A 25768-nucleotide genomic window follows, 5' to 3' on the forward strand; every position below is an offset into this window, starting at 1 on the left:
ACAACACGCACTTAGAAAGGATGAATCATCATGGCAATTCCGAAAATCCAAAGCTATTCTATGCCGGCAAATGCAGACCTTCCTGAAAATAAGGTAAACTGGCAGGTCGATCCCGCTAAAGCTGTGCTCTTAATTCATGATATGCAGCAATATTTTGTAGACGCATTTACGCCACAGGAGTCTCCTGTTACGGAACTTGTCACAAATATTACAAGACTCAGAGAAGCAGCTCATCAGCTCGGAATCCCTGTTATATATTCGGCACAGCCAGGTGGTCAGACACTGGAACAGCGTGGACTGCTTCAGGATTTCTGGGGTTCGGGCATTGACGACGGTTCAGAGCAGAAGCGGATTATTGCTGAACTGGAGCCGTCAGATCAGGATACCGTGCTCACCAAGTGGCGCTATAGCGCGTTTCAGAAAACAAATCTGCTGGAGCAGTTTCGACAAATGGGCAGGGATCAAATGATGATTACTGGCATTTACGCTCATATCGGCTGTCTCTTGACTGCTGCGGAAGCCTACATGCAGGAGATCAAGCCATTCTATGTGGCAGATGCAGTGGCTGATTTCTCTGAGGATTATCACAAGCTGGCGCTCAAGTATGCTTCCGAGCGTTGTGCAATGGTGGTGTCAACCGAGCAGCTAGTGGATGAATTGCAGGGCATACAAGCTCAGAAGAGCACTGTATCGGATAACCAATGGTCAACGGAACAACTGCGTAATCAAATTGCGAATCTTATGGGGATTGATAAATCCGAACTAAGTGACCATGAAGATCTGACCCTGCTCGGGCTGGACTCCATCCGAATAATGACATTGGTTGAGGAATGGAGATCCTCTGGAATGGAGATTACTTTTGTTGATCTATTGGACAAGCCAACGATTGCGGATTGGTCGGAGATGCTTACTGAGTTGGCAAGAGCACACGAGCTTGCAGAAGTTAACAAATCACTTCCCAATCTGGACTACATGCTGAAATAGGAGGGGATGGAGTTGACGGTTGGAACGAATTCAAGTAACAGGATTCCGATGACGGAAGCGCAAGCGGGGATATGGTATGCTCAGCAGCTTGATCCGGATAATCCGATTTATAATACGGCGGAATACATTGAAATTCAGGGACCTCTTGATGAGGTCAGGTTTGAGATGGCAGTTCGGCAGATGGTAGAGGAATCGGGTACGTTAACCGTGACCTTTGAAGAAGGAGAAGAAGGACCTTATCAGTTTATCCGTACGGATATGAAATGGGATCTAGAGATCATTGATGTCAGTCATCTTTCCAATCCTGAGCAGTCGGCACTGAATTGGATGCAGATGGACCTGAGGACGCCTGTAGACCTGAGAAGCGATCTTATCTTTGCCGAAGCACTGTTTAAGCTGGGTAAAGACCGCTATTATTGGTATCAACGTGTGCATCACATCGCAATTGATGGATTTGGCGTAACGCTGCTTCTAAGAAGAGCAGCCCAGATCTACGCTGCACTGGCTCAGAACGAACAGCCGATGCCGAGCAAATTCGGTTCAATATCTTCCATTCTTCAAATGGAGAATGCCTACAGGACTTCTGAGGAAAAAGCCGCTGACCGAAATTTTTGGCTGTCAAAGTACAAGGATGGGATTGAAATTCCTAGTCTAGCTCAGGAAGCAGCGGCATCGGGGCAAGCGGATTCTTTTTTTCGTGAAAGCTTGTACCTGACAGAATCCTGCTGCGACAGTCTTCAGCGAGCCTCCAAAAACAGTGGATCGGTATGGAGTGAAGTTATCGTTGCTGCCATCGCCGCCTATATGCACCGTCTGACGGGTTCACAGGACATCGTGTTTGGACTGCCCATGATGAACCGAACGGGTTCTGGAGCTCTGTCTGTTCCCAGTACAGTAATGAATGTGGTTCCGCTTCACTTGCAATTGCAGGAAGGTCATTCTTTCACAGCATTGATTCAGCAGACAGCTTCTCGTATGAGGGAAATACGAAAGCACCAAAGCTATCGGCATGAGGAGTTAAGGCGCGACTTGAAGCTTAATCTAAAAGCTCAGAACTTATATGGTCCAATCATTAATATTATGCCCTTTGAATCCACATTGAAATGGGGCGGGGGAACGACAGGCCTTGTTTACAATCTGGCTGCTGGACCTGTGGAGAATTTGACATTTAACATATACGGATCGGCGGATGGGAAAAAGCTGAGATTTGATATCGATGCTAACCCACAGCTGTATAGTAAGGAGGAAATTAATCAGCATCTGCTCAGGCTGAGCGCCTATATTGAAAGTCTGGCGAGCCATCGTCAGGATGACTATTTCCTGCATACAGAGGTCCTCCTTCCTGAGGAGAAAGAACTTGTAGTGTATCAATGGAACAGAACAAAGGACTCTGTGAAAGATGTGAAGCACGTTATAGCGTGGTTTGAAGAGCAGGCAGATAAAACACCTGATCATACAGCAATTACCTATAACAACGAATTAGTAACCTATCGTGAGTTAAGTATTCGAGTGAATCGACTCGCAAGGCTGCTGATCAAGAAGGGAGCAGGACCGGAAGAAAAAGTAGCCATCCTGCTGAACAGATCCGTGGATATGGTCGTATCCATGCTGGCGGTTCTCAAGTCCGGCGCTGCATACTTGCCTCTGGACCCAGAATTTCCGGATGAACGGCTGGAATACATGCTTCTCGATTCTAAACCACTCTTGTTGATCACTGAGCATGAAATGAAAGAAAGAGCCTTTATTCCGGAGCAGCTCTCCTTGCTTGTGGTGGATGATTCCTTGTTTGCTGCAGAGCTGTCTGCATCCTCAGGGAATCCATTCACAGCGCATGAGAAGGTAGTAGCTGAGTCCCTATCTTCCGAGCATCCGGCATATGTCATCTATACTTCCGGTTCAACGGGTAAACCAAAGGGTGTCGTTGTCACTCGAGGCGGAGTCAGTAATTTCCTCATCGCCATGCAGGAATTGCTCAAGGTGAACTCCTCTGATCGCCTGCTAGCGGTAACAACGGTATCGTTTGACATTGCGGTTCTCGAGCTGTTTCTTCCACTTCTACATGGGGCAGAAGTGATTATAGCTCCCAAAAGAACAGTCCAGGACCCTGAAGCATTCTCAAGACTCGCTTCTGTATCAGGTATGACAATGATGCAAGCAACACCAACATTATGGCAGTCTCTGGTGTTAAGCTGTCCGGATCAGATTACAGGTATCAAGGTACTGGTAGGAGGGGAAGCCCTGACAAAAGAGCTCTTCGAGCGCTTCAACGAGCTTAATTGTGAAGTCGTGAATCTATACGGACCTACAGAGACGACCATCTGGTCCTCTGCAGCGCTGCTTCATGAGCGGAGAGGACAGGCACCTGTCATAGGCAGTCCCATTAGAAATACACAAATGTATATTCTTGACTCGAGACTTGAGCCCGTTCCACCAGGAATTGCCGGTGATCTGTACATTGCAGGCGATGGCCTGGCTAGAGGCTATCTGAATCGCCCGGGACTCACTGCCGAACGATTTATCGCGAATCCATACGGAGAACCTGGATCAAGAATGTATCAAACCGGAGATCTCGCCAGGTGGCAGTCAGACGGGACAATCGCTTATATTGGCCGAAGTGATCATCAGCTCAAAATCAGAGGCTATCGCATAGAGCTTGGAGAAATCGAATCCGTACTCATGAGTCATAATGCTGTACTCAAATCTGCTGTCGTTGTGAGAGGTGATGCCTCCGGTGAGCAGCGGCTGGTCGCTTATGTTGTAGCTGATGCAGGAGGACAGCTGAATTCTAGTGATCTACGTGCCTATGCTAGTGAGCAGCTGCCTGAATATATGGTGCCATCTGCTGTCGTCTTCATGGAGGAGCTTCCGTTAACGCCCAATGCGAAGCTGGATCGTAAAGCACTGCCTGCGCCTGATTTCTCTGCTGAAGCTGGTTCGAGACTTCCACGGACCCCGCAGGAGGGCATGCTGGCTGAACTCTTTGCAGAAATATTGAAGCTTCCGAGAGTGGGAATTGATGACAGCTTCTTCGATCTTGGCGGCCATTCCCTTCTAGCAGGACGGCTTCTGCTTCGAATTCGGGATGTGTTTGATAAGGATATTTCGATCGTACATTTGTTTGAAGCACCGACCGTAGCCAAGCTGGCCAAAAAGCTGACGACAGCTGAGAGATCACGTCCGTCTATTCAGCTTGCGGAACGACCAGAGGTAATCCCGCTGTCTTTTGCTCAGAAACGCATCTGGTTTCAGCATTTGCTGGAAGGTCCCATGCCAACCTATAACATTCCGGCAGTGATAGAAATGACCGGTGAGCTGGATATAGCGGCACTAGAGCAGGCTTTTTATGATGTAACGAATCGGCATGAAGCGCTGCATACCTTATATCCTGAACATCACGGCAGTGCCAGACAGCTCGTTTTATCTGAGGGAGAGAGGAGACCTCGATTTGAGATCAGCCAGATTGATGAGATGGAGCTGTGCACGAGAATTGATGAGGCGGTCAAGTATTCGTTTCAGATTGAGACAGAGGTGCCGGTCCGGGCAGAATTGTTCGTTCTGAATTCTAATCAATATGTGCTTGTCCTGCTCCTGCATCATATCGCATGTGACGGCTGGTCACTGAACCCCTTATTAAACGATCTGTCCGAGGCGTATCAATCAAGAACGACGGGACAAGCACCTGCGTTTGCGCCGCTGCCGCTTCAATATGCGGATTATGCCGCATGGCAGGAAGAGTGGTTTAACGGGCGCAAGCAGGAAGATGGCAATCCGCTGACAGAGCAGCTCGATTATTGGAAAGAACAGCTTGCAGGTCTGCCGGAGGAGCTGGAGCTGATTCGCAATCGTCCACGGGTATCCGATCACAGTAATGCAGCAGGAATCGTGAGGCTTGAGGTAGGAGCCGAGCTTCATGATCAGCTCTCTAAACTGGCCAAAGACACGAAGAGCAGCCTGTTCATGGTGCTTCATTCCGGACTTGCGGCTCTGCTTACTCGTCTCGGTGCAGGATATGATATTCCAATCGGAAGCCCAATTGCCGGTCGTAACGATGATCAGCTGACGAATATGATCGGTATGTTCATTAACAATCTGGTGCTTCGCTCGGACACTTCGGGGAATCCAACATTCAGAGAGCTCGTGGACAGAGTGCGCAGATCTGATCTGATGGCATTTGAGAATCAGGATATACCGTTTGAACAGCTCGTTGAACACTTGAATCCGAATCGGGTAAGCGGTAGACATCCGCTATTCCAATTGATGTTTGCTTTCCAAAATACACCGGATCCAGTTCTTTACATTCCAAATCTTAGCACCAAGGTAGAGATTATGAATACCGGATCAGCCAAATTTGATCTAACGCTGGAGCTTCGTGAACACCGAACTAACGAAGGAGCTTCAAACGGAATTCACGGCTGGTTTGAATATAATAAAGCCTTGTATGACGAGGAAACGGTGGAATGCTTGGCGAGTTGGTATATAAAATTGCTTGAATCCGCAGCAGCAGATCCAGATCTGCCGATCGAGCGACTGTCTATGCTGGATGTATCCGAAAGACAGCTTATGCTTGAGCTGGGTACCCCGGCTGCTCCTGAAATTTCAAAAATGACCATCAAGGAATGGTTTGAGCAGCAGACGGCAAGATCAGGCAATAATACCGTGATTACTTATGAAGGGAAAAGTCTTACCTATGAAGAGCTGAACACACAGGCGAATCAGCTGGCACATTTGCTCATACATCAAGGTGTCGGACCCGAGAAGATTGTAGCTCTTGCTCTTCCTAGATCCTTATCCATGATTATTGGAATTCTGGCGGTTATTAAATCCGGAGGCGCCTATTTGCCACTAGATCCGGAATACCCGCAGGACCGGTTATCTTATATGATTGAAGACGCTGCACCTGTAAGCATCATCACTCATTCGGATGTGATGTCTCATATTCCCGGCTTGGATGGGATTCCACAGATTGTTATGGACGATGAATCTATTAAGGATTTGCTGGGTACGTTGTCCATCCATAACCCTGGGGAGGATGATATGCCCGTACCACTGAGACCAGCGAATACTGCTTATATTATTTATACATCAGGGTCTACAGGCAAACCGAAAGGGGTCATGATCCCTCATCAAAATGTTGTACGTTTATTCAAAGCGACGGATGAATCTTACTCCTTCAATGAAAGTGATGTATGGACATTGTTCCATTCCTATGCGTTTGATTTCTCCGTGTGGGAAATCTGGGGGGCTTTGCTGTATGGTGGACGGCTTGTCATTGTTCCTCATTCCGTAACGAGAACGCCTGCTGAATTCCATCAGCTGCTGATTGAGGAACAGGTTACGGTGCTGAATCAGACCCCATCTGCGTTCTATTCATTGATGCAGGCGGATCAAGAGCAGGGTGGTACAGCCGCGGATTTGAATTTGCGATATGTGATCTTTGGTGGAGAGGCACTGGAGCTGGGTCGTCTCAAATCATGGTATAGCCGGTACACTGAACAAGCCCCACTACTCGTGAATATGTATGGCATTACGGAAACGACCGTACACGTGACATTTAATCCTCTGAGTCAGGAAGCAGCCGAGACGAGAGCGCAGAGCAGCTTAATTGGTGAACCGATATCCGACCTGAAGCTGTATGTGCTTGATGATTATCTCCAGCCTGTTCCTTGGGGAATTACAGGGGAAATGTATGTAGCAGGGTCCGGTCTTGCCAGAGGTTATTTGGGGAGACCGGGATTAACAGCAGAACGATTCATCGCTGATCCATATGGTAAGCCTGGAGAAGTTATGTACCGGACCGGAGACCTTGCTCGCTGGACTATGGATGGGAATCTGGATTACATTGGCCGTGCCGACCATCAGGTGAAGATACGCGGCTTCCGAATTGAGCTTGGCGAGATCGAAACCGTAATTGCTGAGCATTCTTCTGCGCTGCAGACCGCTGTTGTGGTCCGAGAGGATCAAATCGGTGACAAACGCTTGGTTGCCTATATCGTAGCTAGTAATGAAGAGATGCCGGATACGATGGAGCTGAGACGTTCGCTTGGAGCTGTATTACCGGAATATATGATTCCGAGCGCTTTTGTCATCCTGGATCGGCTGCCGCTCACAGCAAATGGCAAGCTTGATAAAAAGGCACTGCCTGCACCGGATTACGGTCATCTGGTGGGAACCCGTGGACCGCGGAATCCACAGGAAGAGCTATTATGTGAGCTGTTTGCCGAGGTGTTAGGCTTATCCAGAGTAGGCATAGATGATGGCTTCTTCGATCTCGGAGGACATTCCCTCCTCGCAGTTAAGCTGATGAGTCGAATTCATGATGCACTTGGGGTTCAGCTTGGAATCGGCAATCTGTTCGAGGCACCAACGGTAGCGAAGCTGAGCGACAGAATGGAAGCGGGAGATTCACTTAGTGCGCTAAATGTTCTGCTGCCGCTCAGAAAGAGTGGTGGGGAATCTGCTCTGTTCTGTGTTCACCCAGCCGGTGGACTCAGCTGGTGTTACGCAGGACTCATGAAGACACTTCCTTCAAGTGTGCCGATCTATGGATTGCAGGCCAGAGGTATTGGGAGGAAGGAGCTGCTGCCTGGATCCATTGAGGAGATGGCAGCAGATTATATCGAGCATATCCGCGAGGTACAGCCAAGCGGCCCATATCGTCTGCTCGGCTGGTCACTCGGAGGAAACGTTGCTCATGCGATTGCGGTCCAGTTAGAAGCTCAAGGTGAAGAGGTTGATATACTGATTATGCTGGACGCGTATCCGGGACATTTCTTGCCGCTCGGAACAGGTCCAAGCGAGGAAGAAGCCTTAACAGCACTGCTCGCTTTGGGAGGGTATGACCCAGATGATCTGGAAGATCAATCGTTATCTCTGGAGCTGGCGTTTAAAATTCTTCAAAGGGATGGAAGCGCACTTGCCAGTCTATCGGAGGAGACGCTGCACAACCTGAAAGATACGTATGTCAATTCTGTGCGTATACTCGGATCCTACGTTCCTGGCCGTTACAATGGGGATCTTCTGTTCTTTAAATCAACGATCATCCCAGATTGGTTCGATCCGATTGCTCCAGAGACCTGGGAGCCTTATATCGGCGGAGCAATGGAACAATACGATCTGAATTGCAGACATAAGGACATGTGCCAGGCGGGACCACTGGAAGAAATCGGGCGTATTATCGCAGAGCGATTAGCGCACAGGAATAGAGTATATGTCTAATGAGGAGGAAAGAATCATGGCAAATCCTTTTGACAATGAAAATGGCAGCTTTGTTGTGCTGATCAACGATGAGGAGCAGTACTCCATGTGGCCGGAAACGATCGATGTGCCGCCAGGGTGGACGATCGTGTATGGTACAGATAATAAGCTGGCATGCCAGAATTATATCGAAGTACATTGGACAGATATGCGTCCCAAGAGCCTCCGATAAACGGAGCTAAAAGTGTGAGATAGTAGAATGAATAGAAAGATAAGATAATAGATAGAAACGAAGTGGAGAGACCAATCAGAAAGAGAAAACGAAAGACACTGCAATAGAACTTAATGACAAAACAAGATTTCTGCGTAAAACAAGATATAAACCATCTTAAATTATAAGCAACATCGAAAAAGCAGCAGGGCTTTATGATGAACAATCATAGGCTCTGCTGCTTATTTGTCACTCATATAAGACATGAATATCAATATCCTGATTGTAATTGCCAAATCCGGATCCGAACAAACTGATTCCGCCGGGGTGCTCGGAGCTCGATTTGCACTCGATCCGAAGACGGATGTCATCTCCTTTTCTAACATTTAGCTGCTTTGCAGTCCGATCAGACAGCCGAATCCCATCCAGGAAGGTTCCTTCTGCTCGGAGCATCAAGGTTTTTAACAAGCCGTGTTGTGTTCCGAGCGTCCACCATCCAGGAGTGAATACACCAGGCGCATGACCGTAGTCTCCAGGACAAGTCCAAGTGCCAAGCTCGGTATCGTTAATATAAAAAGTAATATCTGATGGCCAGTCTTCATTATATCCAGGGGCTTCCGAACAAATCTCAAGTGTGATACTGAGGCTCTTGATCACTTGATCTCCTACTAAATAATTGGGAATGGAATATTCAACATAACCGCTGCCAAACCATAAATGCTTCGCTTTTACATGTTCAGGATCGGCAAAATAGCGCGGATCGTCCATCATACCTATAAGGCCGCTCTCGGAGGCCAGCCCACAGGTTGGGTTGACTTGATAGCGAGTATATTGGCCTATAGGAATACTGACCGAGTAACCGCTGCGATCTGTACTAACCGGTGAGGTGAACTGCAGGGTGACTGAGTCCTGGATAAGCCGGCATATCTTCTGCCTGCCACGTGCTCCGGACAAGCTTTCGGTACCCACAATTCCGGCCTCTTCAAGCTTCTGAATATGCTTGGTGATCATCGCTGACGATAGCGACAGCTCAGCGGCCATATCTTTAATATTTCTAGGCTTTTCATTCAGTATTTCAATTATCTTAACTCTGGTCTCAGAAGTAAACGCTTCAAGAAAATGAAAATGCTCTGAAGTTACACGAATATTCATTTGTCGTTTATCCTTTACATCGATATCGTTTTGTATGAGATTATATAACTTAAAAGTTAATCATTCAACTTATTGTTGACGTTTTCATACATTGGGTGCATAATTTTGCATGTATAAAGTTTCCTTCAGATTATTTAAATTAATTTTTAAATTAACAAAATGGAGGCAGAGACCATGTCAGAAGTTTATAGAAATGATTATCCAAGACCTCAGTTCGTACGTAAGGAATGGCTCAATCTTAATGGAGAATGGGAGTTTGAATTTGATGATCACGGGAAGGGTGACCAGGATCAGTGGTGGCAGAGGCAGGAAGAGTACTCCAAGCGGATTCAGGTTCCATTTGCTTATCAGAGCAAGCTGAGCGGAATAGCTGAGCCCGATTTTTATGATCTAGTATGGTATCGCAGGTCATTTCAGGTGCCTGAAAAGTATAAAGGGAAACGCATCATTTTGCATTTCGGCGCCGTGGATTATGAGGCTTCTGTGTGGGTTAACGGAAATTTGGCGATGACACACTCCGGAGGACATACACCGTTTAGCGCAGATATTACACCTTTTATACAAGATGGGAAGAATGAAGTGGTCGTTCGTGCACAGGATTACAGCACAGATGTAACGCTTCCGCGTGGGAAACAGTATTGGCTGCAGGATTCAGCGAGCATTTTTTATACACGTACCACCGGCATTTGGCAGACGGTTTGGCTGGAGCCAGTAGCTTCTTCTTACATTGCCAAAGTACGTATGACCCCGGATATTGATCGGAAGCAGATTGAGATCAAAGCGTTTATCGAAGGTTATGAGACGAAGACACGGCAATACCTCAAGACTCGTATCGAATTCAAAGGCAAGCTGATTGCAGAGGATCAGTGCCTTGTCACTGCAGCCAGTGAAACCAGATCCATACAGCTTCATGACTTTAATGATCATGGATTAGGCGGATGGTGGACACCGGAGAATCCGAATTTGTACGATGTGACCTTCGAGCTGCTTCAGGATGGAAGCGTATTAGATCAGGTGGAGAGCTACTTCGGAATGAGGAAGATTTCAATAGAGAACGGACAGCTGTGTCTGAACAACAGGCCGTACTTTCAACGATTGGTTCTGGACCAAGGCTACTTTCCTGATGGAAATCTTACGCCTCCAAGCGATGCTGCGATTAAACAGGATGTTGAATTAACCAAAGTCATGGGCTTCAACGGCGCACGGAAGCATCAGAAGCTGGAAGATCCAAGATACCTATACTGGTGCGACAAGCTTGGACTTCTCGTCTATAGTGAAGCGGCGAATGCTTATGAATTCTCAGAGCAATACGTAGAGCGATTTACGAAGGAATGGCAGGAATCGATCGAGAGAGACTATAATCACCCTTCAATCATTGGCTGGGTTCCTTTGAATGAGAGCTGGGGGGTCCCGAATATATGGGTAGATAAGCAGCAGCAATATCATGCGCTGGCGATGTATTATCTGACCAAATCTCTGGATCCGACGAGACCGGTTGTCTCCAATGACGGCTGGGAAATGACGAAGACGGATCTGTTTAATATTCATGATTACGAATGGCGTAAAGAAGTATTGGAAGAGCGTTATCGGACCATCGATCATGTACTGGCTTCAAGACCTTCTAATCGGGAGCTGGCGGTAACGGGATTCCCTTATGAAGGACAGCCCGTTCTAATCAGTGAATTTGGAGGCATTGCATATAAGAAAAGTGAGTGGGAGGGCTGGGGATACTCTGGTGCAGAAAATGATGATGATTATGCGGCCCGCCTTCAGGCTGTCATTGATCCGCTGCATCGTTCAAGTGTAGTGCAGGGCTTCTGTTATACACAGCTTACGGATGTGGAGCAAGAGATCAATGGACTACTTACCTATGATCGGGTACCTAAGCTGCCTCTGGAGACGATTAAAGCTATTGTGCTGGGAAAAGCGTAGCAAGTGTGATAACCGGATGATCCATCGTGATCATCCGGTTTATAGTACGATAACATCAATATTCATTGACAAGCTTCTAAAGTGTCTCTATATTGGTTTAGTACAGTTTAGTTAACTGAACTAAACTGTACCGGTGACGTTAATTTTTAATCATAAGAGGAAGTTAGCCAAATCCTCCGCAAAGGGGCTGATATTAAATACATGAACGATTATATCCAGGTGGTTACACGGATGAATCAGGTGCTCGATGAGTTTAATGTTTTAATTACAAAAGAAGTGAAGGATTTAGATGATTATCACCTGACTTCTCAGCAGGAAGTCATTCTCATTTACATATCCAAGCATGAGCGAATTACAACGAGCGAAATCTCGCATGCTTTTGATATTACCAAAAGTGCCGTCAGTCAGGTGCTGACCAAGCTCGAGCAGGAAGAGATGATACTGAAGAGGGTGAACCCGGATAACCGAAGAGAATCCTTTATCGTGCTTGCGGAGAGAGGAGAATCCTTTATTGCCAAGCTGGCTGATATTGACCGGGTGATGATTGACAAATATTACTCAAAGATTGATCTGCCCAAACTGATTCAAATGACAGAAACGATGGAAGAGATCAATAGGATTATTAAGAAGAGCAAACTAGAGATGTAATCTACAGATGAAATATAGACGGAGGACTTAAGACACATGTCACTGATGTTAAGAAACAGGGGAGCGATTCTCCTGTTGATGCTTAATATATTTATCGTTTTCACAGGAATAGGACTCGTCGTTCCGGTCATGCCGACCTTCATGAAGGAGCTATCCATGACCGGAAGCATTGTTGGGCTGCTCGTAGCCGCCTTTTCAATGACCCAGTTCTTGTTCTCGCCGCTAGCAGGCAGGATGTCCGATGCACTTGGACGCAAGAAAATTATTATTATTGGGATGATCATTTTTGCCATATCTGAGCTTATGTTTGGAATGTCGAATACGGCATTATTTCTCTTTCTCGCCAGATTTCTGGGAGGTATTGGGGCTGCATTGATTATGCCTGCTGTCATGGCCTACACGGCGGATGTTACTTCTGGTGAAGAGCGGGCCAAGGGAATGGGATATATTAATGCGGCCATAACGACCGGATTTATTATTGGTCCAGGGATTGGTGGATTTCTGGCCGAATATGGTGTCCGGGTTCCTTTCTATGCAGCAGCTGCAGCAGGTGTGGTGGCAGCGGTCATTACGCTGCTGGTTCTGCCTGAATCCAAGCGCAGCACGGAGAATGAGGAGGAGGTCGTAAAGCTTCCGAGTCAACGTCTGTTCACTCAACTGCGCTATTCTTATCGTGAGCCCTACTTCCTGGCACTCATTATTGTGTTCGTTGCTTCGTTTGGACTTGCCAATTATGAAACGGTATTCAGCTTGTTCGTCGATGAGAAGTTTGGATTTACGACACGGGATATTGCCATTATTATTACATTTGGCTCAATAGCTGGTGCAGTGGTGCAGGTCACGATCTTTAGCTGGATTCTAAATAAATTCGGAGAGAAGAACGTGGTAGCCGTCTGTTTGTTTGCTGCCGGACTGTTCATTATCTTGACGCTGTTCGTGCACAACTACTGGCTCATCCTCGTCGTTACTTTTATCGTATTTTTATCCATGGATATATTGAGACCGACGCTGAGTACCCAGATGTCCAAGATGGCAATGGAGCAGCAGGGCTATATTGCTGGACTTAACTCGGCATTTACGAGTATGGGTAACGTACTCGGACCGGCGATCGCCGGATTCCTATTTGATATCAATATTAACTTTCCGTATATATCAGCAAGCCTTATTTTATTCCTGTGCTTTATCCTTGCACTTCGGGCAAGACGAGATGTAAGGATTAGAGGCTGATGCGCGGTTGATGCGAGTCCTGGTGTAGAACGGGTGTAGAGCTATGCAGAACAGATCGTTCCGATTCATGTCGGGACGGTCTGTTTTTTTTCATGATTTTTTGTACAATCGAATAAAGGGGGAATGATAAGTGGACTACGATCATATGCGCAGGCTTGCTGAGAAGTATGCTGAGCCACCGGGGCATTACGCATTGGTCATGGAAGATAGTTTACCGAAGGAGAATCCGCTGCAACGCGTATTTGTGTGGGAGAATCCTGACAATGCAGAGGAAACCATTGAGATCGATTTGGATCTTCACAGCAAGGAACTCTTGAGACTGCAAATTTACAGAGAAGCAGAACTCTCTTCGATAAGCTCACCTTCTGATAGAAGTATAAGGGATAGGGCGCAGAAAATGTTGGAGCAGTACTTACAAGAACCGGATCGTTATATGTTCTACGAAATGAAATATATAGAGGATAAAGTGAAGGTGGATTATAGACTGCAGATCGGAGGTCTTCCACTCCCTCATACGGGTTGCGAGTTCATTTTTACCAGAGACATGGAATTATTCAGATTTAGATTTGAAGGTCATAAGCCTAATTCCGGATCACTCCCTCAATGGCCGCATGAGGTGATCGAACCCGACATGATTAGAGCAAACCTGTTGAGCACAGTTGACATGGAGCTAAGAATCCAACATTTTTATTCCACGCTATATGATTACCAAGGTTCAGTCTCCGCATTTAGACTTGTATACACCACGGTTCCTGAACGACAAATCATCTGTGCAATTACGGGTGAGGATCTATTCGATAAAGATCATTTCAGATTGCCTAGAAGTGAGCCTATGGTACAAGCAGGTGATGAATCCTTCGCTGAACTGAAACTTCAATTCGAGACTGTGTCTGATTCAATAGATTCCGTGCTGAAGAAGTGGGAGGAACGTTTAGGGATAGATTTCTCCATTTTTGAGCGGGAAGAAATGAAGGAAGAAGAAGGAGAGATCCGCTGTTTATATACATTAAGGAACCAGAATAAGGACATGGATCAATACGGTAATCAAGTATCAAACCCGCTTCAGGCAGAAGCCTACGTTAAACGAAAATGGGGAAATATATTCGACCGGATGCTTTATTCGTGCAAGCTTGCAATCGATAAAAATACAAGCCGTCTTCTATCATTTCATGCAACTGAACAGGAAGGGGATACGGAGACAGCGCAGGAGACGCTTAGCAGGTCAGCTTGCAGGGAGATCGCCGAGCGGTTTCTCGCAGACGTTTTTCCAGAGTATGGGGCTTTTTTGCAAAGAGAAATGGATAGCGGCCTGGAGAATGAGGAGCCGAGAAAAAAGCAATTTTTCTTCTACCCTTTATTTATGTCTGGTATTCCGGTTGCTTACGAGCAAGTTATGGTCGTTGTGAATACAAGCAATGGACGAATTAGCAGCTACCGGGGGTTAAGTCCACATTTGATAACGGAGTTAATGTCCTTGGAGCATCAACCGAAGCTTACGGCAGAGGCAGCGTATCAAAGATATAGCCAGAAGATGGATGTACAGCTGAAATGGTTCTTACATACGGCGTCTACGGGAGAGAAGGAATACAAGCTTGTATATGAACCTGTGGTGAGGTATAAGAGCGAGGCAGGGCTACTGCATTCACGTTCTGTATATATAGATGCGAACTCAGGTGAATGGATCTATAGAAAAGAATAAGATAAAAAGGTCCGCCAGTGCCGGAATTATGATTCTTAGGTACTGGCGGATTGACGTTCTAATATACAAGCTCAATCTCCTGATCCTGCAGAAGCTGAATCCATTCCGGAGCAGGCTCTTGGTCAGTGATGAGCATGTCAATATTTGAGAAGCTGGCTAATTGGACAAAGGCGGTCTTATCAAATTTGGTGTGATCCGCGAGCAAAATCACTTTAGCTGCCTGCTGAAGCATTGTTCGCTTAAGTTCACTTTCCGGCTCATTGGAGTCCATGATTCCTTTATTCAGCGAGAGAGCTTTGCAGCTCAAGATAAGCTTGTCCACGTGATATTTGCGGACAGTGTCCTGTGCAACCGTGCCTGTCAAAGACATCGAGGATGCACGCAGGGTACCCCCGGTTGAAATCATCTGGTGTCCTGTGCTTGCCAGCTCATGCATAGAGAGAGCCGAATTTGTGATAATAGTCAAATTGCTTCGGTGCTTAAGCAGTTTCGTGAGCTCCATGGAGCTGGAGCTGGGGTCCATCATTAATGTTTCTCCGTCGTGTATATAATTCAACGCCTTACGGGCGATTGCTTGCTTGATCTCCAGATTGGCCCGCTGCCGAGTCACAAAAGGCAGGTCCTCATTCGTATGTTTATTAATAATGGCTCCGCCATATGTACGGGTCAAAATTCCTTCCTTCTCCAGCTTCTCCAGATCACGTCGTATGGTTTCTTCTGTTACATTAAACTTCTGGCTGAGCTCTGACACCAGCACACGTTTATCATTCTGTGCAATGTCCATAATGTATTGACGTCTTTCTGCTGCAAGCATATGGACTCCTTTCCCCATGCTGTAATGCATGGTCCCTGACTGGTTACTAGAATTCATTATAAGACAATAAGCTCTTGAAAGTACATAAATGGTCTCTAAATATATGTTGCAGACCTCGGATGCTTCGTATATAATCAATGACAACTTAAATTTGTCATGTTGAAGGAGATTGAAATTTATGAGGTTATCTCACTTACAACAATATTATCATTTTAATCTGCGTTAGCACACCTGATACGTCATTAACAGGTGGGCTAACGCATTTCGCGTTCGGCCCCCCTGCGGCATAGATGAAACGCGCAGGACCAATGGGGTCCGGCGCGTTTTTTATTTTTGCCAAATGAAGGGAGACGGTGAAACACATGCAATCGATGAAATGGAATGAATTAACCAATCAAAGCAATGAACGACAAACGTCTATAGAAGAGGAAATGGAAAAATTAGGATTCAAGGAGCATTCCTGCTCACTCACTATATCGAAACAAGCGGGATATGAAGCAGAAGCACAGCTGCTTGTTGCTGCTCTCAATTTGTTTGATCACTTAGGTATACCTGTTCAGCTGGAGTGGAATACGGGGTGGCTTCGTAGAGCGGAACTCTCAGCTGAAGAAGCTGAAATAATCTTCGAGAAAACAGGAATCGCGCATCTTCTTGTAACGGATTCTACAGCAGACATTCAAAGCAGTGATGAAGAAATGGTGATCTTCTCTATACTTAACGATACAGGTGAGAGCTTGCTTGCCCGGTCTGTGTACGTTTCGAACGCTTCGGATTCCGCGGTGAAATTAAACATTGACCTTAAGGCTATAGAGAAGTTGAGAGTGGAACAGGTAGTGGCGAATCGAGCAGAACAGGCTCAGCTGATCTCGGTGATGGCTGCTCCTCAGTGGAGTGAAGCTGCGTCCAGAGCGGCGGCTGAGCTTGAGGGGGCGGGTATCGCTGCCAGAACCATATACCCGAACGAGATCATGAATGAGCTCACGCTGAGATACGCAATTCGAATCGAATCGGTCCAATCGAATGAAGCAGAGACAGAGACAGGGCTTATGCCAATTACGCTAATCGACCACGCACAGCGTACGGAGACCAGATTGGTGCTGGACCAGTGCATCCATGTGCTGACTCAGCTGTTGTTGTAGAGCCTAGTGGAGTACATTTGAAATCACCATCAAAAAACGTTATTCTAATGTCAGTATTTTGCAATTCATTCCAATATTAAAAATGGGTTAAAAAGAGGAAGCTGAATATGGACATGAAGAAGAGCTTAAGTAATCATACGCATTCACCGAATTTGGAAGAGTATAATGATCCAACAATGTATGACATGGAGAATGACGAATTTGATGGTGATTTTGCATTTATTGAGAAATGGGCATCTTTAATGGGAGGCACTCTTATTGATCTAGCCTGTGGTACAGGACGTACGGCTATTCCTCTCGCTGAGAAAGGCTATTCCGTTATTGGTGTAGACTTACACGAAGGGATGCTGGAGAGAGCCAAGCTGAAGGCAGAGGAAGAGCACACGGACATCCGTTTCGAACTACAGAATTGTGAAGAGCTGGAATTGGATATGAAGAGCTCCATGATTTATATGGTGGGTAACGCCTTCCAGCATTTTCTGACGAATGAAGCGCAGGATAAGCTACTGCGGTCTGTAGCTGCTCATTTGAAGTCAGGCGGTGTATTCATATTCAACACCCGGTTTCCGAGTGCGGAAGAGCTGCTGCAGGCTGCTGAGGAAGAGTACTGGAGAACCTATGTAACGGATGACGGAAAACAAGTGGATGTATATACGACTAGTCATTATGATGCACTGACTCAAGTACAGAATTATATTATTGTTCGGAAAATGAAACAGGATGACCTGACGATTGAGAACGAGCTTAGAACGACGATCCAGCTGCGGTACACGTACCCGATGGAAATGGAGCGGCTGCTCGCCCGACACGGATTCCGAGTGATTGAGCTCTACGGGGACTGGGAAGAGAACCCGCCTGTGGACAGCAAACCGGAACTCATCTATGTATGTCAGAAAGAAAAGGAATTAGACATGAATTGATCTGGTTTACATTCGGTATTCTAAGTGATACTATTATAAAAATTAATGGATGAATAAACGCGATGAAGAGAAGAGTAAATGAACAGAATTCCTCATCAGAGAGCTCCGGAAGCTGAGAAGGAGCAGGAAGTCTGTCATTGAAACAAGCCTCTGAGCAGCACATCGGAACCAGGGATTGAAGGCGATGGTGTGACAGGAGCTCCTGTTATAGAGCTAGAGTATAAGTATAATGCCAAGGCATTATGCCGTACTTGAAGAGGTGGATACAGTGATGTATTCATGAAGCAGGGGTGGCAGCACGGTTGATCAAATCTCGTCCCCAAGACAGATGTCTTGGAGGCGGGATTTTTTTGTTTTATTCACCTGTTGATGAAGTTACGAAATGGTTTCAATCCGGAGGAGGCAATGTACAATGAAAGAAGCAGAGCACAAGAGGGAAGCTGCAAGTGATTTTTTAACCAGTCTGATTCAGCAAGATGTGGAGGAAGGGCTCTATAACAGAACAATTAACACGCGGTTTCCTCCAGAGCCAAATGGTTATCTGCATATCGGAAGTGCGTATGCAATTCATGTCAATTCGTCGATTGCGAAGCATTTTGACGGTGTATTTAATCTCCGTTTTGACGATACGAACCCGCTCAAGGAAGATTTGAAATATGTTCAAGCGATTGAGGAGGATCTCCGCTGGCTTGGACTGACGCCAAAGGTTTATTTTGGCTCGGATTATTCTGATTGCATCTATGAGGCAGCGGTTACCTTGATCCGTAGAGGAAAGGCATACGTATGTGATCTGAGTCCAGAACAACTGACAGAATACAGAGGCACGCTTAGAGAGCCAGGCAAGAATAGTCCATATCGGGAGCGTTCAGTAGAAGAAAACATATATTTGTTTGAGCAAATGAGGAAGGGGGAATTTGAGAGCGGAGCCAAGGTGCTTCGTGCGAAGATAGAGATGTCCTCGCCCAATATCACCTTAAGAGATCCGGTATTGTATCGGATTATTCATGCTCCACATTACCGTACAGGGACGCAGTGGTGTATTTACCCGACGTATGATTTTGCCCATCCGATACAAGATGCAATCGAAGGGATTACCCATTCGTTGTGCTCGGCAGAGTTCAAGGAGCATCGCCCGTTGTATGAGTGGGTGCTGCAGGAGCTGGAAATACCGGAGCCTCCTAAGCAAAGAGAGTTTGGACGATTGAATCTTACGGGTCAAGTGACGAGCAAACGGTATTTAAGAGAACTGGTGGAAGGCGGATTCGTTGATGGCTGGGATGATCCAAGGCTTCCAACTCTGATGGCTTATCGCAGGAGGGGGGTGTCCCCCGAGAGTATTTTTCAGTTTATGACCGAGGTGGGCATGCTGCGTCAGAACAGCACTGTAGATTCGGCTATGCTGGATCATTTCATTCGTCAGGATTTGAAGGGCAAAGCGATCAATGTCATGGCTGTACTAGATCCCCTCAAAGTGGTCATCACGAATTATCCTGAAGGTGAGGTAGAGATGCTCCCCATCAAAAACAATGAAACAAATGAGCATTTCGGAGTGCGGGAGGTTCCTTTTTCCCGAGAGCTGTATATTGAGAGAGAAGATTTTATGCAGCACCCAGCGAAAGGATATTTTAGATTATCTCCCGGACAAGAGGTACGGTTAAAAGGGGCATATTATATCCGATGCGAGTCTGTCATAATGGATCCGGTTACCGGGGAAATTGTGGAGCTTCACTGTACGTACGACCCTGAAACCAAGAGCGGAACTGGATACAATGAACGAAAAGTGAAATCGACCATTCACTGGGTATCCGCAACACATGCGGAGAAAGCAGAAGTCCGATTATATGACCATTTGCTTAAAGAGGACGCGGTTATTGCGGAATCGGATAATCATTGGGCAGAGCTGGTTAATCCTCATTCCATGACAGTGATGAATGCATGGATTGAACCGATGATCACATCGGCACTTCAAGACGCGACATATCAATTTATACGGCATGGTTATTTCAGTGCAGATCCCAAATCTCCTGAATCAGCAGGCCTCGTCTTCAATCGGACCGTTTCCTTGAAGGATGGTTGGAAGAAACATCACGACTGACATCAGTTTGGTGAATACGCTGTTATATAAGATCCATAATAAAGATAAAGTCCTTCCCAGCATTCAGCTGTGCTGAGAGGGACTTCAAATATCTCAATGATCGCAGCACATATCATTGACACAGCAATTGGAATCGGTTAACATACATGCATGTGCATGCATCACTTTTATTTAACTGATGAAGCTTTTTAGCTTAGTTAAAACCTCGATATTAAAAGGAGAGATACGTTACATGATTGATATGTTCAGCGAGTATAAACTTAAAGGTCTTGAGCTTAAGAATAGGATCGTTATGCCTCCGATGTGTCAATATTCGGTTGCCAAAAAAGATGGCGTAGCGAATGATTGGCATCATACGCATTATGTCAGTCGTGCCATTGGCGGTACCGGACTAATCATCATTGAGATGACAGATGTAGAACCCGACGGAAGAATTAGTGATTATGATCTCGGCCTGTGGTCAGACGAACAGGTTGCTCCATTGGCACGTATTGTAGAAGATGCGCACAAATATGGTGCAAAAGTGGGTATTCAGATCGCCCATGCCGGTCGTAAAGCGGAGGATGCAGAAGTGCCGGTTGCTCCTTCACCTATTGCTTTTGATGAACAATCCAAGACTCCGCGTGAACTTTCTACTGAGGAAGTGAAGGGAATGGTGGAAAAATTTAGACTTGCTGTTCGCCGTGCCGTACAGGCCGGTATGGATGTTATCGAGCTTCACGGTGCACACGGCTACCTGATCCATCAATTCCACTCTCCGCTCACGAACAGAAGAACGGATGAATATGGTCAGGACCTAACGAAATTCGGCGTGGAGATTATTCGTGCTGCGAAGAGTGAAATGCCGGAGGATATGCCGCTCATTATGCGGATCTCCGCTAAAGAATATGTGAAGGGCGGATATGGCATCAAGGAAAGCCTTGAATTTAGCAAGGCCTACAAAGAAGCAGGCGTTGACATGTTCCATGTGAGCTCTGGAGGAGAAGGCCCTATTGGTGCGGATGGACGACCAGGCACTCATACAGCTTATCAGGTGCCGCTTGCCAGAGAAATCAAGCAGGGCTTGAATGTTCCGGTTATTGCTGTAGGGAGACTGGATGAGCCGGCATTAGCCAATTCCGTTATCGGCAATGAGGATGCTGATCTGGTCGCTGTAGGCAGAGGGATGCTTAAGAATCCGTACTGGCCTTTAACTGCTGCAGAATCTCTGCGCAAGCGGACGGATGTACCAAGACAATACGCAGGCGGATTCCGGTTAAGCTAATCCCTCTGCTACTTCAGGATGAATCGAACTTCTGTAATCTGAAGTTGTTTGTTATAATGAGATGATGAGTAGTAGGATTATTGTTAGAGATTCATCTTATGAAGCTGAGGGGAATTACTTATGGACATGAATCAAGAGCATGACCTTATAACGAGCTGGTTATCACTGACTCACATCCAAATGAATATAGAGAATTTGCTTGATCAGTCACTGCAGGCTAAACATGATCTGTCATTAAATGAATTTTATATGTTGTACTTCTTATCTCAAGCCCCGCTAAAAAGACTGAAGCTGCAGCAGCTGGAGTCGATGGTAGGACTTAGCCAGAGTGCCATGTCTAGATTTGTGGCCCGCTTTGAGGCCAAAGGATGCGGTGCACTGAGAAGATCAGCATGTGAAGAAGACCGGAGAAGTGTGTATACTTCACTTACAGATATCGGCCAGGAGAAAGTGAACCAAGCATTTCATACCTTTAATGAAGTACTAATCAAGGCTTTACCAGATACGGATCTAAAAGGGCTGCTCGAATCTCTGCTTCGTGTTAAGCAGGATAACCAATAATGAAGTACGAATGCAAGCCAAGAAGGCAGCTTACTTACCTTCCTGGCTTGTTTTTTTGCGGGCAGAACGCAACATTTACATAAACCAAGCGTTCAAATAAATGACATGTTTTAAAGAGAAGGGGCCATATATATGCTCAAGAATAGGAAAGCAAGGCGGGGTATTGGATTTCTAGCAGCAGGAATAATCCTCCTGTCAGCTGTATTTATGTTTAATCATGTACAGAAGGATCCTGTTATTTATGGGAATGATGAAGCTTCCATCATTGAAGCCATTAAGTCAACTAAAGGGTTAGAGTCCAGTGAAATCAAGATCGTTGACATAGCTGATTTTGATAATAATCGAATCGTGGGATTTTATTTTGATAACAAGCCTGGGTACGTACAGTTTACCAAAAATGAGGAAGGGAATTACGGTCTGGTTGTGATGCAGACAGGAGGTAATCCTAATATCCAAGCCTTTCTCATTAGAGGTTTACCAAAAGAGGATCATCCACCGAAGTTCATGATTATGACGAGCGAACAGAATCAGGCTGCGAAGCTTGCGCTTCGTGTGAATAATGAAGTCATTCCTCAGGAGATTCAGACCGGTCAACAATCCGCGCTCTGGATTGACTTGGCTGAAGCAGATAAGTACAGCTACTCCTTCCAATATTATAATGAGAAGGGTGAGCCCATCTCACCGTAGTAGATGTGAATTAGACAACGAAGTATGCTCGGGCTGTTACCGTAAAAGTACTGAATTATGATCTGCTGACATAGGATATGTTAACGATTCTTGTCAGGAGGTAGTGAAAAATGGCTCAGTTCATCGATTCAAGAACTTCTCAAAATGCGAGCACATCCAACTCGATAGCTATACCGATTCTAGTCATTGGAACGCCGCAGCTGTTCGGACAGATTGGCTTACAGACAGCAGGTGTCGGCACAAACCCGCGTGTAGTATTCAGTGGAACCATTGCATTGCAGCTTCCGCTGGCGCTAGCTGGTATTACAATAACGGTAGTCAGAGGTACTCTAGCAACCGATCCTGTCGTTTATTCAGCTACTTCAACCTTTGATTTAAGCTTGCTTGCACCGCAAATTATTAATTTCACAGCTACGGATTTTAATCCGCCGATTCAGCCACAGCTTACTTATTCTGCGTTTGTCACTGCCAACTTGCTTGGGACCATTCGGGTAGGTCCGGAAACGTTCAATGGACAGCTGTACTCGGATTAATAACATTAGAAGTAGGGCTGAGTAATTCAGGGCAGATGATTTACAGCGTAATGAATGCCTTTGTAGATGGATTAGTTTATTCAAAAGAGCAGCAAAAACCGGCTTGGAATGTCAAATTCCTAAGCCGGTTTTGATGTTTCTAGGTCAGCCTTCCATGATCTTCACATAGTATTCTCGATCTCGGGGACCGTCAAATTCACAGAAGTAAATACCCTGCCAGCGGCCGAGCACCAGTCTTCCATTTTGGACAATTACCGTTTGGGACGTTCCCGTCGTGATTGCCTTCAAGTGAGAAGCCGTATTTCCTTCGGCATGCAAGTATTTGGGATGATTCCACGGATATACTTCATCAAGCCTTAGCAGCACATCGTGCTTGACATCGGGATCGGCATTTTCATTAATGGTGATCCCGGCAGTAGTATGAGGACAATAAATAATCGCAATCCCTTCGGTTATACCACTCTTCGCCACAGCAGCCCTCACTTCATCCGTAACATCCCGCATCTCATCTCTACTGAATGTTTTCAGTGCCAATTTTTGCAGCATCGAATCCCTCCAACCATCAATATTCTACTCCTTCATATTGTACCCTTGTCTCATATGAGTGCAACAAGTGCACTATGGAGGACGCAATCGGGTTAATCACTTAGAAAAATAGTCTAAGGACGGCCATGCATACAACACCGACAATCACCGTTGCAGACAAGCTTTTGGTCCATACCGCAACTACAAGCGTAGGAACAAGAGCAATGACGGTGCTCCAATCCATCGCAATCTGATCATTAGTCTCTGTTATCATGCTCTCAATAACGAGGGCAGACAAAATACAGATTGGAATATACGAGAGCCACTTGAGTACAACATCTGGCATACGGACGCTTCGAACAAAAATGAAAGGTATAATCCGGGGCAGCAGAGTAACAAGCGCACAGCCCACGAACAGCCAAATCATCGTCATGCTTGTATTCATCGCTCAGTCACCACCCCGATTGTTGCTACAATGATGGTGGAGAGTAATACGGCTACATGCGAAGGTACGAGATAAGAGAGTACGATCATGCAGATGACCATATATAGAACGAGGGATAGCCGATGCTTCAGCTTGGATTTTTCGGTACTATGGAGCTGAAGGACAAGCAGGGCTGCAAACATGGCAACAAGAGCGAAGTCTAGTCCCAATGCTTCCGGATTCGCGATCCACTGGCCTGATATTCCTCCAAAGGTGCAGGCTGCAATCCAGCATATATAAGCTGTCAGATTAAGACCATTCATCCATTTTCCTGATAGAGAGCCCTGTTCTGCAATACGATTTGCGGCTACCCCGAACGTTTCGTCAGTTAGGAGTGCGCCGAAGCCAATATTTTTGGAGATCGAATATTTTGTCAGATAAGGTGCGATCGTCAGGCTCAGTAGAAAATGTCTTAGATTGACAATAAAAGTAGTGAAAATAATGGCTGAAGCCGGCGTGTTTACAACGAGCAGTGCACAAATGATGAACTGAGCGGAACCCGCATAGACGAGAATAGAGATAAGCGCGATCTCTAATATACTTAGCCCCGATGATACGCCTACAATTCCGAAGGCAAAGCCAATACTCATATAACCCAGCAGGGTAGGCACACAATCTTTAATGCCTTGCAGAAATGAATTTTGATCTCTAGACATAGGGATATTGCTTCTAGCTTGAGTGTTCATTTTTCAAATCCTCCGTTTGATTTCCTGCCCATTTACCTGTTACAACATGATACAAATCCTTGTGTCCTCTCCATAATGCTTCTACCTTATCGGAACCGACCTCCTTGACGAGCTCTGAGAACATCATATCGTGGCGTATGTATTCCATGGCAACCAGGACGAGAGCAGGATCTTCTGTTTTGATAGCCCAAGCTGTTGATCCCGGTGAGAAATTAGCAATTAGCACTTCTTTATTATCTCTGGCAATAATGGTCAGTCTGCCTTCCATGCGTTCTTCTGCCACCTGCGGAGACATGTAATTGTGGTGAGTTGTGAACCCGAGCCTCATCTGATCGGGACCAAATACAATCGCATAAATGGGGAGCTTCTGCTCCTGTCTGATCAGTGCTTCGTCCTGTATATATGAAAATTCGTTCTCCCAAATGGAGAACCACAGTTCATCTTCTGCCTGCTTGATCATCGAGTTCATCTCGGCAATGACATGTGTATCACTGTGAATACGATGAATGACATCTACCTCGCGTTCTCCTTCCAGAGCAGTGAGCTTCGTTTCGAGATACTGAAAGGATTGCTCAAACTCGCTGCGAGTTCGATGGATGAGTTCTCTCGCCGGCAGAGGAGCGTAGGTTACGGGATCACTGGGTACTGTGTGAACAGCCCCCTTATCCAGCAGCTTCCCAAGTACTTCATAGATCATAGATCTCGGTACACCGGTACGTTTGCTGATTTCGTAGCCTGTAATTGGTGAGTGCTTCAATAGGCCGATATAAGCCTTGCATTCATAGGCGGAGAAGCCTAATTTTTGAAGTGATCGATAGATTTCTTCTTCCACGAGGTCAGTTGTCTCCTTTGATGTAATAGTAGTTAGTGTACCAATCACTATAGGAAAGGTCTGGAGCCTTGTCAATGTTTTTTCATATTCTTACTGCTGCACTTGAAAATGGTTTGAAGTGAGTCTGTCGTCGAGCCTATAATAATAGGAAGCAAAACAACATTACATACGAAGGAAGCGA

General features: G+C 46.0%; 20 protein-coding genes. 14 read left to right on the forward strand and 6 right to left on the reverse strand.

The genetic code is table 11. The features are described 5' to 3' along the window. Window positions 1-30: 30 nt before the first annotated feature. The 3 genes from ACFSVM_RS07775 to ACFSVM_RS07785 are packed head-to-tail and all read left to right on the forward strand — an operon-like array spanning window position 31 to window position 8410. Window positions 31-984 carry an isochorismatase family protein gene (locus ACFSVM_RS07775; RefSeq protein ID WP_090722662.1) on the forward strand — a complete coding sequence of 318 codons (954 nt, stop codon included), beginning with the start codon at window positions 31-33 and terminating at the stop codon, window positions 982-984. A 48-nt stretch (window positions 985-1032) separates the two neighbouring features. Beyond that, window positions 1033-8199 carry an amino acid adenylation domain-containing protein gene (locus ACFSVM_RS07780; RefSeq protein ID WP_143042073.1) on the forward strand — a complete coding sequence of 2389 codons (7167 nt, stop codon included), beginning with the start codon at window positions 1033-1035 and terminating at the stop codon, window positions 8197-8199. A gap of 16 nt (window positions 8200-8215) precedes the next feature. After that, window positions 8216-8410, forward strand: coding sequence for an MbtH family protein (locus tag ACFSVM_RS07785; RefSeq protein ID WP_076310937.1), 195 nt, complete (start codon window positions 8216-8218; stop codon window positions 8408-8410). A 228-nt stretch (window positions 8411-8638) separates the two neighbouring features. On the opposite strand, the gene ACFSVM_RS07790 is transcribed toward ACFSVM_RS07785, so the two are convergent. After that, complete coding sequence (locus ACFSVM_RS07790; RefSeq protein WP_090722660.1) at window positions 8639-9541, reverse strand: ArsR/SmtB family transcription factor; 903 nt, start codon at window positions 9539-9541, stop codon at window positions 8639-8641. 174 nt (window positions 9542-9715) lie between these two features. Between ACFSVM_RS07790 and ACFSVM_RS07795 the strand changes: the two genes are divergently transcribed. From ACFSVM_RS07795 to ACFSVM_RS07810, 4 genes are all read left to right on the forward strand, one after another. Next, on the forward strand, window positions 9716-11473 hold the full coding sequence (locus ACFSVM_RS07795) for a glycoside hydrolase family 2 protein (protein ID WP_256209526.1): 1758 nt from the start codon (window positions 9716-9718) through the stop codon (window positions 11471-11473). A gap of 201 nt (window positions 11474-11674) precedes the next feature. Beyond that, a complete protein-coding gene (locus ACFSVM_RS07800; protein WP_076310934.1) occupies window positions 11675-12121 on the forward strand; it encodes a MarR family winged helix-turn-helix transcriptional regulator in 447 nt (148 codons plus the stop codon). Between the two features lie 36 nt (window positions 12122-12157). After that, window positions 12158-13348: an MFS transporter gene (locus tag ACFSVM_RS07805; RefSeq protein WP_090722654.1), complete on the forward strand. Its 1191-nt coding sequence runs from the start codon at window positions 12158-12160 to the stop codon at window positions 13346-13348. Between the two features lie 130 nt (window positions 13349-13478). Beyond that, window positions 13479-15047, forward strand: coding sequence for a YcdB/YcdC domain-containing protein (locus ACFSVM_RS07810; RefSeq protein WP_090722648.1), 1569 nt, complete (start codon window positions 13479-13481; stop codon window positions 15045-15047). A 58-nt stretch (window positions 15048-15105) separates the two neighbouring features. Here the strand turns inward: ACFSVM_RS07810 and ACFSVM_RS07815 are convergent, their stop codons facing one another. Beyond that, on the reverse strand, window positions 15106-15861 hold the full coding sequence (locus ACFSVM_RS07815) for a DeoR/GlpR family DNA-binding transcription regulator (protein WP_076310931.1): 756 nt from the start codon (window positions 15859-15861) through the stop codon (window positions 15106-15108). A gap of 362 nt (window positions 15862-16223) precedes the next feature. On the opposite strand from ACFSVM_RS07815, the gene ACFSVM_RS07820 reads away from it, so the two are divergent. The 7 genes from ACFSVM_RS07820 to ACFSVM_RS07850 all read left to right on the forward strand — a co-directional run bounded on the left by ACFSVM_RS07820 (window position 16224) and on the right by ACFSVM_RS07850 (window position 23060). After that, window positions 16224-17000 carry a hypothetical protein gene (locus tag ACFSVM_RS07820; protein WP_090722647.1) on the forward strand — a complete coding sequence of 259 codons (777 nt, stop codon included), beginning with the start codon at window positions 16224-16226 and terminating at the stop codon, window positions 16998-17000. A gap of 107 nt (window positions 17001-17107) precedes the next feature. Further along, window positions 17108-17920 (forward strand): class I SAM-dependent methyltransferase, encoded by an 813-nt coding sequence (locus ACFSVM_RS07825; protein WP_256209525.1) that lies wholly within the window; start codon window positions 17108-17110, stop codon window positions 17918-17920. A gap of 412 nt (window positions 17921-18332) precedes the next feature. Further along, window positions 18333-20015 (forward strand): glutamine--tRNA ligase/YqeY domain fusion protein, encoded by a 1683-nt coding sequence (locus ACFSVM_RS07830; RefSeq protein ID WP_379261248.1) that lies wholly within the window; start codon window positions 18333-18335, stop codon window positions 20013-20015. A gap of 232 nt (window positions 20016-20247) precedes the next feature. Then, window positions 20248-21279 carry an NADH:flavin oxidoreductase/NADH oxidase gene (locus ACFSVM_RS07835; RefSeq protein ID WP_090722644.1) on the forward strand — a complete coding sequence of 344 codons (1032 nt, stop codon included), beginning with the start codon at window positions 20248-20250 and terminating at the stop codon, window positions 21277-21279. 120 nt (window positions 21280-21399) lie between these two features. After that, entirely contained in the window at window positions 21400-21840 is a 441-nt protein-coding gene (locus ACFSVM_RS07840) for a MarR family winged helix-turn-helix transcriptional regulator (protein ID WP_076310927.1), read from the forward strand. A gap of 132 nt (window positions 21841-21972) precedes the next feature. Then, a complete protein-coding gene (locus tag ACFSVM_RS07845; RefSeq protein WP_090722643.1) occupies window positions 21973-22527 on the forward strand; it encodes a hypothetical protein in 555 nt (184 codons plus the stop codon). Window positions 22528-22637: 110 nt separating this feature from the next. Continuing rightward, complete coding sequence (locus tag ACFSVM_RS07850) at window positions 22638-23060, forward strand: hypothetical protein (protein ID WP_090722641.1); 423 nt, start codon at window positions 22638-22640, stop codon at window positions 23058-23060. Between the two features lie 144 nt (window positions 23061-23204). Here the strand turns inward: ACFSVM_RS07850 and ACFSVM_RS07855 are convergent, their stop codons facing one another. The 4 genes from ACFSVM_RS07855 to ACFSVM_RS07870 all read right to left on the reverse strand — a co-directional run bounded on the left by ACFSVM_RS07855 (window position 23205) and on the right by ACFSVM_RS07870 (window position 25587). After that, a complete protein-coding gene (locus ACFSVM_RS07855; protein WP_076310924.1) occupies window positions 23205-23606 on the reverse strand; it encodes a secondary thiamine-phosphate synthase enzyme YjbQ in 402 nt (133 codons plus the stop codon). 100 nt (window positions 23607-23706) lie between these two features. Next, a complete protein-coding gene (locus ACFSVM_RS07860) occupies window positions 23707-24030 on the reverse strand; it encodes an AzlD domain-containing protein (protein WP_076310923.1) in 324 nt (107 codons plus the stop codon). Beyond that, entirely contained in the window at window positions 24027-24755 is a 729-nt protein-coding gene (locus ACFSVM_RS07865) for an AzlC family ABC transporter permease (protein ID WP_076310922.1), read from the reverse strand. The genes ACFSVM_RS07860 and ACFSVM_RS07865 overlap by 4 nt, the downstream gene beginning before the upstream one ends. Continuing rightward, window positions 24739-25587, reverse strand: a complete 849-nt coding sequence (locus tag ACFSVM_RS07870) for a TrmB family transcriptional regulator (RefSeq protein ID WP_379261253.1) — start codon at window positions 25585-25587, stop codon at window positions 24739-24741. Before ACFSVM_RS07870 ends, ACFSVM_RS07865 begins: the two co-directional genes overlap by 17 nt. Window positions 25588-25768 lie beyond the last annotated feature (181 nt).

This window comes from Paenibacillus shunpengii (assembly GCF_042684905.1).
Classification (GTDB): Bacteria; Bacillota; Bacilli; order Paenibacillales; family Paenibacillaceae; genus Paenibacillus; species Paenibacillus shunpengii.

Excerpts from the sequence above, each read along its gene's own strand:
- ACFSVM_RS07780 (WP_143042073.1), top strand. The coding sequence starts at position 1,033 with ATGACGGAAGCGCAAGCGGGGATATGGTATGCTCAGCAGCTTGATCCG.
- ACFSVM_RS07800 (WP_076310934.1), top strand. The coding sequence starts at position 11,675 with ATGAACGATTATATCCAGGTGGTTACACGGATGAATCAGGTGCTCGAT.
- ACFSVM_RS07850 (WP_090722641.1), top strand. The coding sequence starts at position 22,638 with ATGGCTCAGTTCATCGATTCAAGAACTTCTCAAAATGCGAGCACATCC.
- ACFSVM_RS07805 (WP_090722654.1), top strand. The coding sequence starts at position 12,158 with ATGTCACTGATGTTAAGAAACAGGGGAGCGATTCTCCTGTTGATGCTT.
- ACFSVM_RS07785 (WP_076310937.1), top strand. The coding sequence starts at position 8,216 with ATGGCAAATCCTTTTGACAATGAAAATGGCAGCTTTGTTGTGCTGATC.
- ACFSVM_RS07865 (WP_076310922.1), bottom strand. The coding sequence starts at position 24,755 with ATGAACACTCAAGCTAGAAGCAATATCCCTATGTCTAGAGATCAAAAT.
- ACFSVM_RS07775 (WP_090722662.1), top strand. The coding sequence starts at position 31 with ATGGCAATTCCGAAAATCCAAAGCTATTCTATGCCGGCAAATGCAGAC.
- ACFSVM_RS07855 (WP_076310924.1), bottom strand. The coding sequence starts at position 23,606 with ATGCTGCAAAAATTGGCACTGAAAACATTCAGTAGAGATGAGATGCGG.
- ACFSVM_RS07860 (WP_076310923.1), bottom strand. The coding sequence starts at position 24,030 with ATGAATACAAGCATGACGATGATTTGGCTGTTCGTGGGCTGTGCGCTT.
- ACFSVM_RS07830 (WP_379261248.1), top strand. The coding sequence starts at position 18,333 with ATGAAAGAAGCAGAGCACAAGAGGGAAGCTGCAAGTGATTTTTTAACC.
- ACFSVM_RS07795 (WP_256209526.1), top strand. The coding sequence starts at position 9,716 with ATGTCAGAAGTTTATAGAAATGATTATCCAAGACCTCAGTTCGTACGT.
- ACFSVM_RS07790 (WP_090722660.1), bottom strand. The coding sequence starts at position 9,541 with ATGAATATTCGTGTAACTTCAGAGCATTTTCATTTTCTTGAAGCGTTT.
- ACFSVM_RS07835 (WP_090722644.1), top strand. The coding sequence starts at position 20,248 with ATGATTGATATGTTCAGCGAGTATAAACTTAAAGGTCTTGAGCTTAAG.
- ACFSVM_RS07825 (WP_256209525.1), top strand. The coding sequence starts at position 17,108 with ATGGACATGAAGAAGAGCTTAAGTAATCATACGCATTCACCGAATTTG.
- ACFSVM_RS07845 (WP_090722643.1), top strand. The coding sequence starts at position 21,973 with ATGCTCAAGAATAGGAAAGCAAGGCGGGGTATTGGATTTCTAGCAGCA.
- ACFSVM_RS07840 (WP_076310927.1), top strand. The coding sequence starts at position 21,400 with ATGGACATGAATCAAGAGCATGACCTTATAACGAGCTGGTTATCACTG.
- ACFSVM_RS07820 (WP_090722647.1), top strand. The coding sequence starts at position 16,224 with ATGCAATCGATGAAATGGAATGAATTAACCAATCAAAGCAATGAACGA.
- ACFSVM_RS07815 (WP_076310931.1), bottom strand. The coding sequence starts at position 15,861 with ATGCTTGCAGCAGAAAGACGTCAATACATTATGGACATTGCACAGAAT.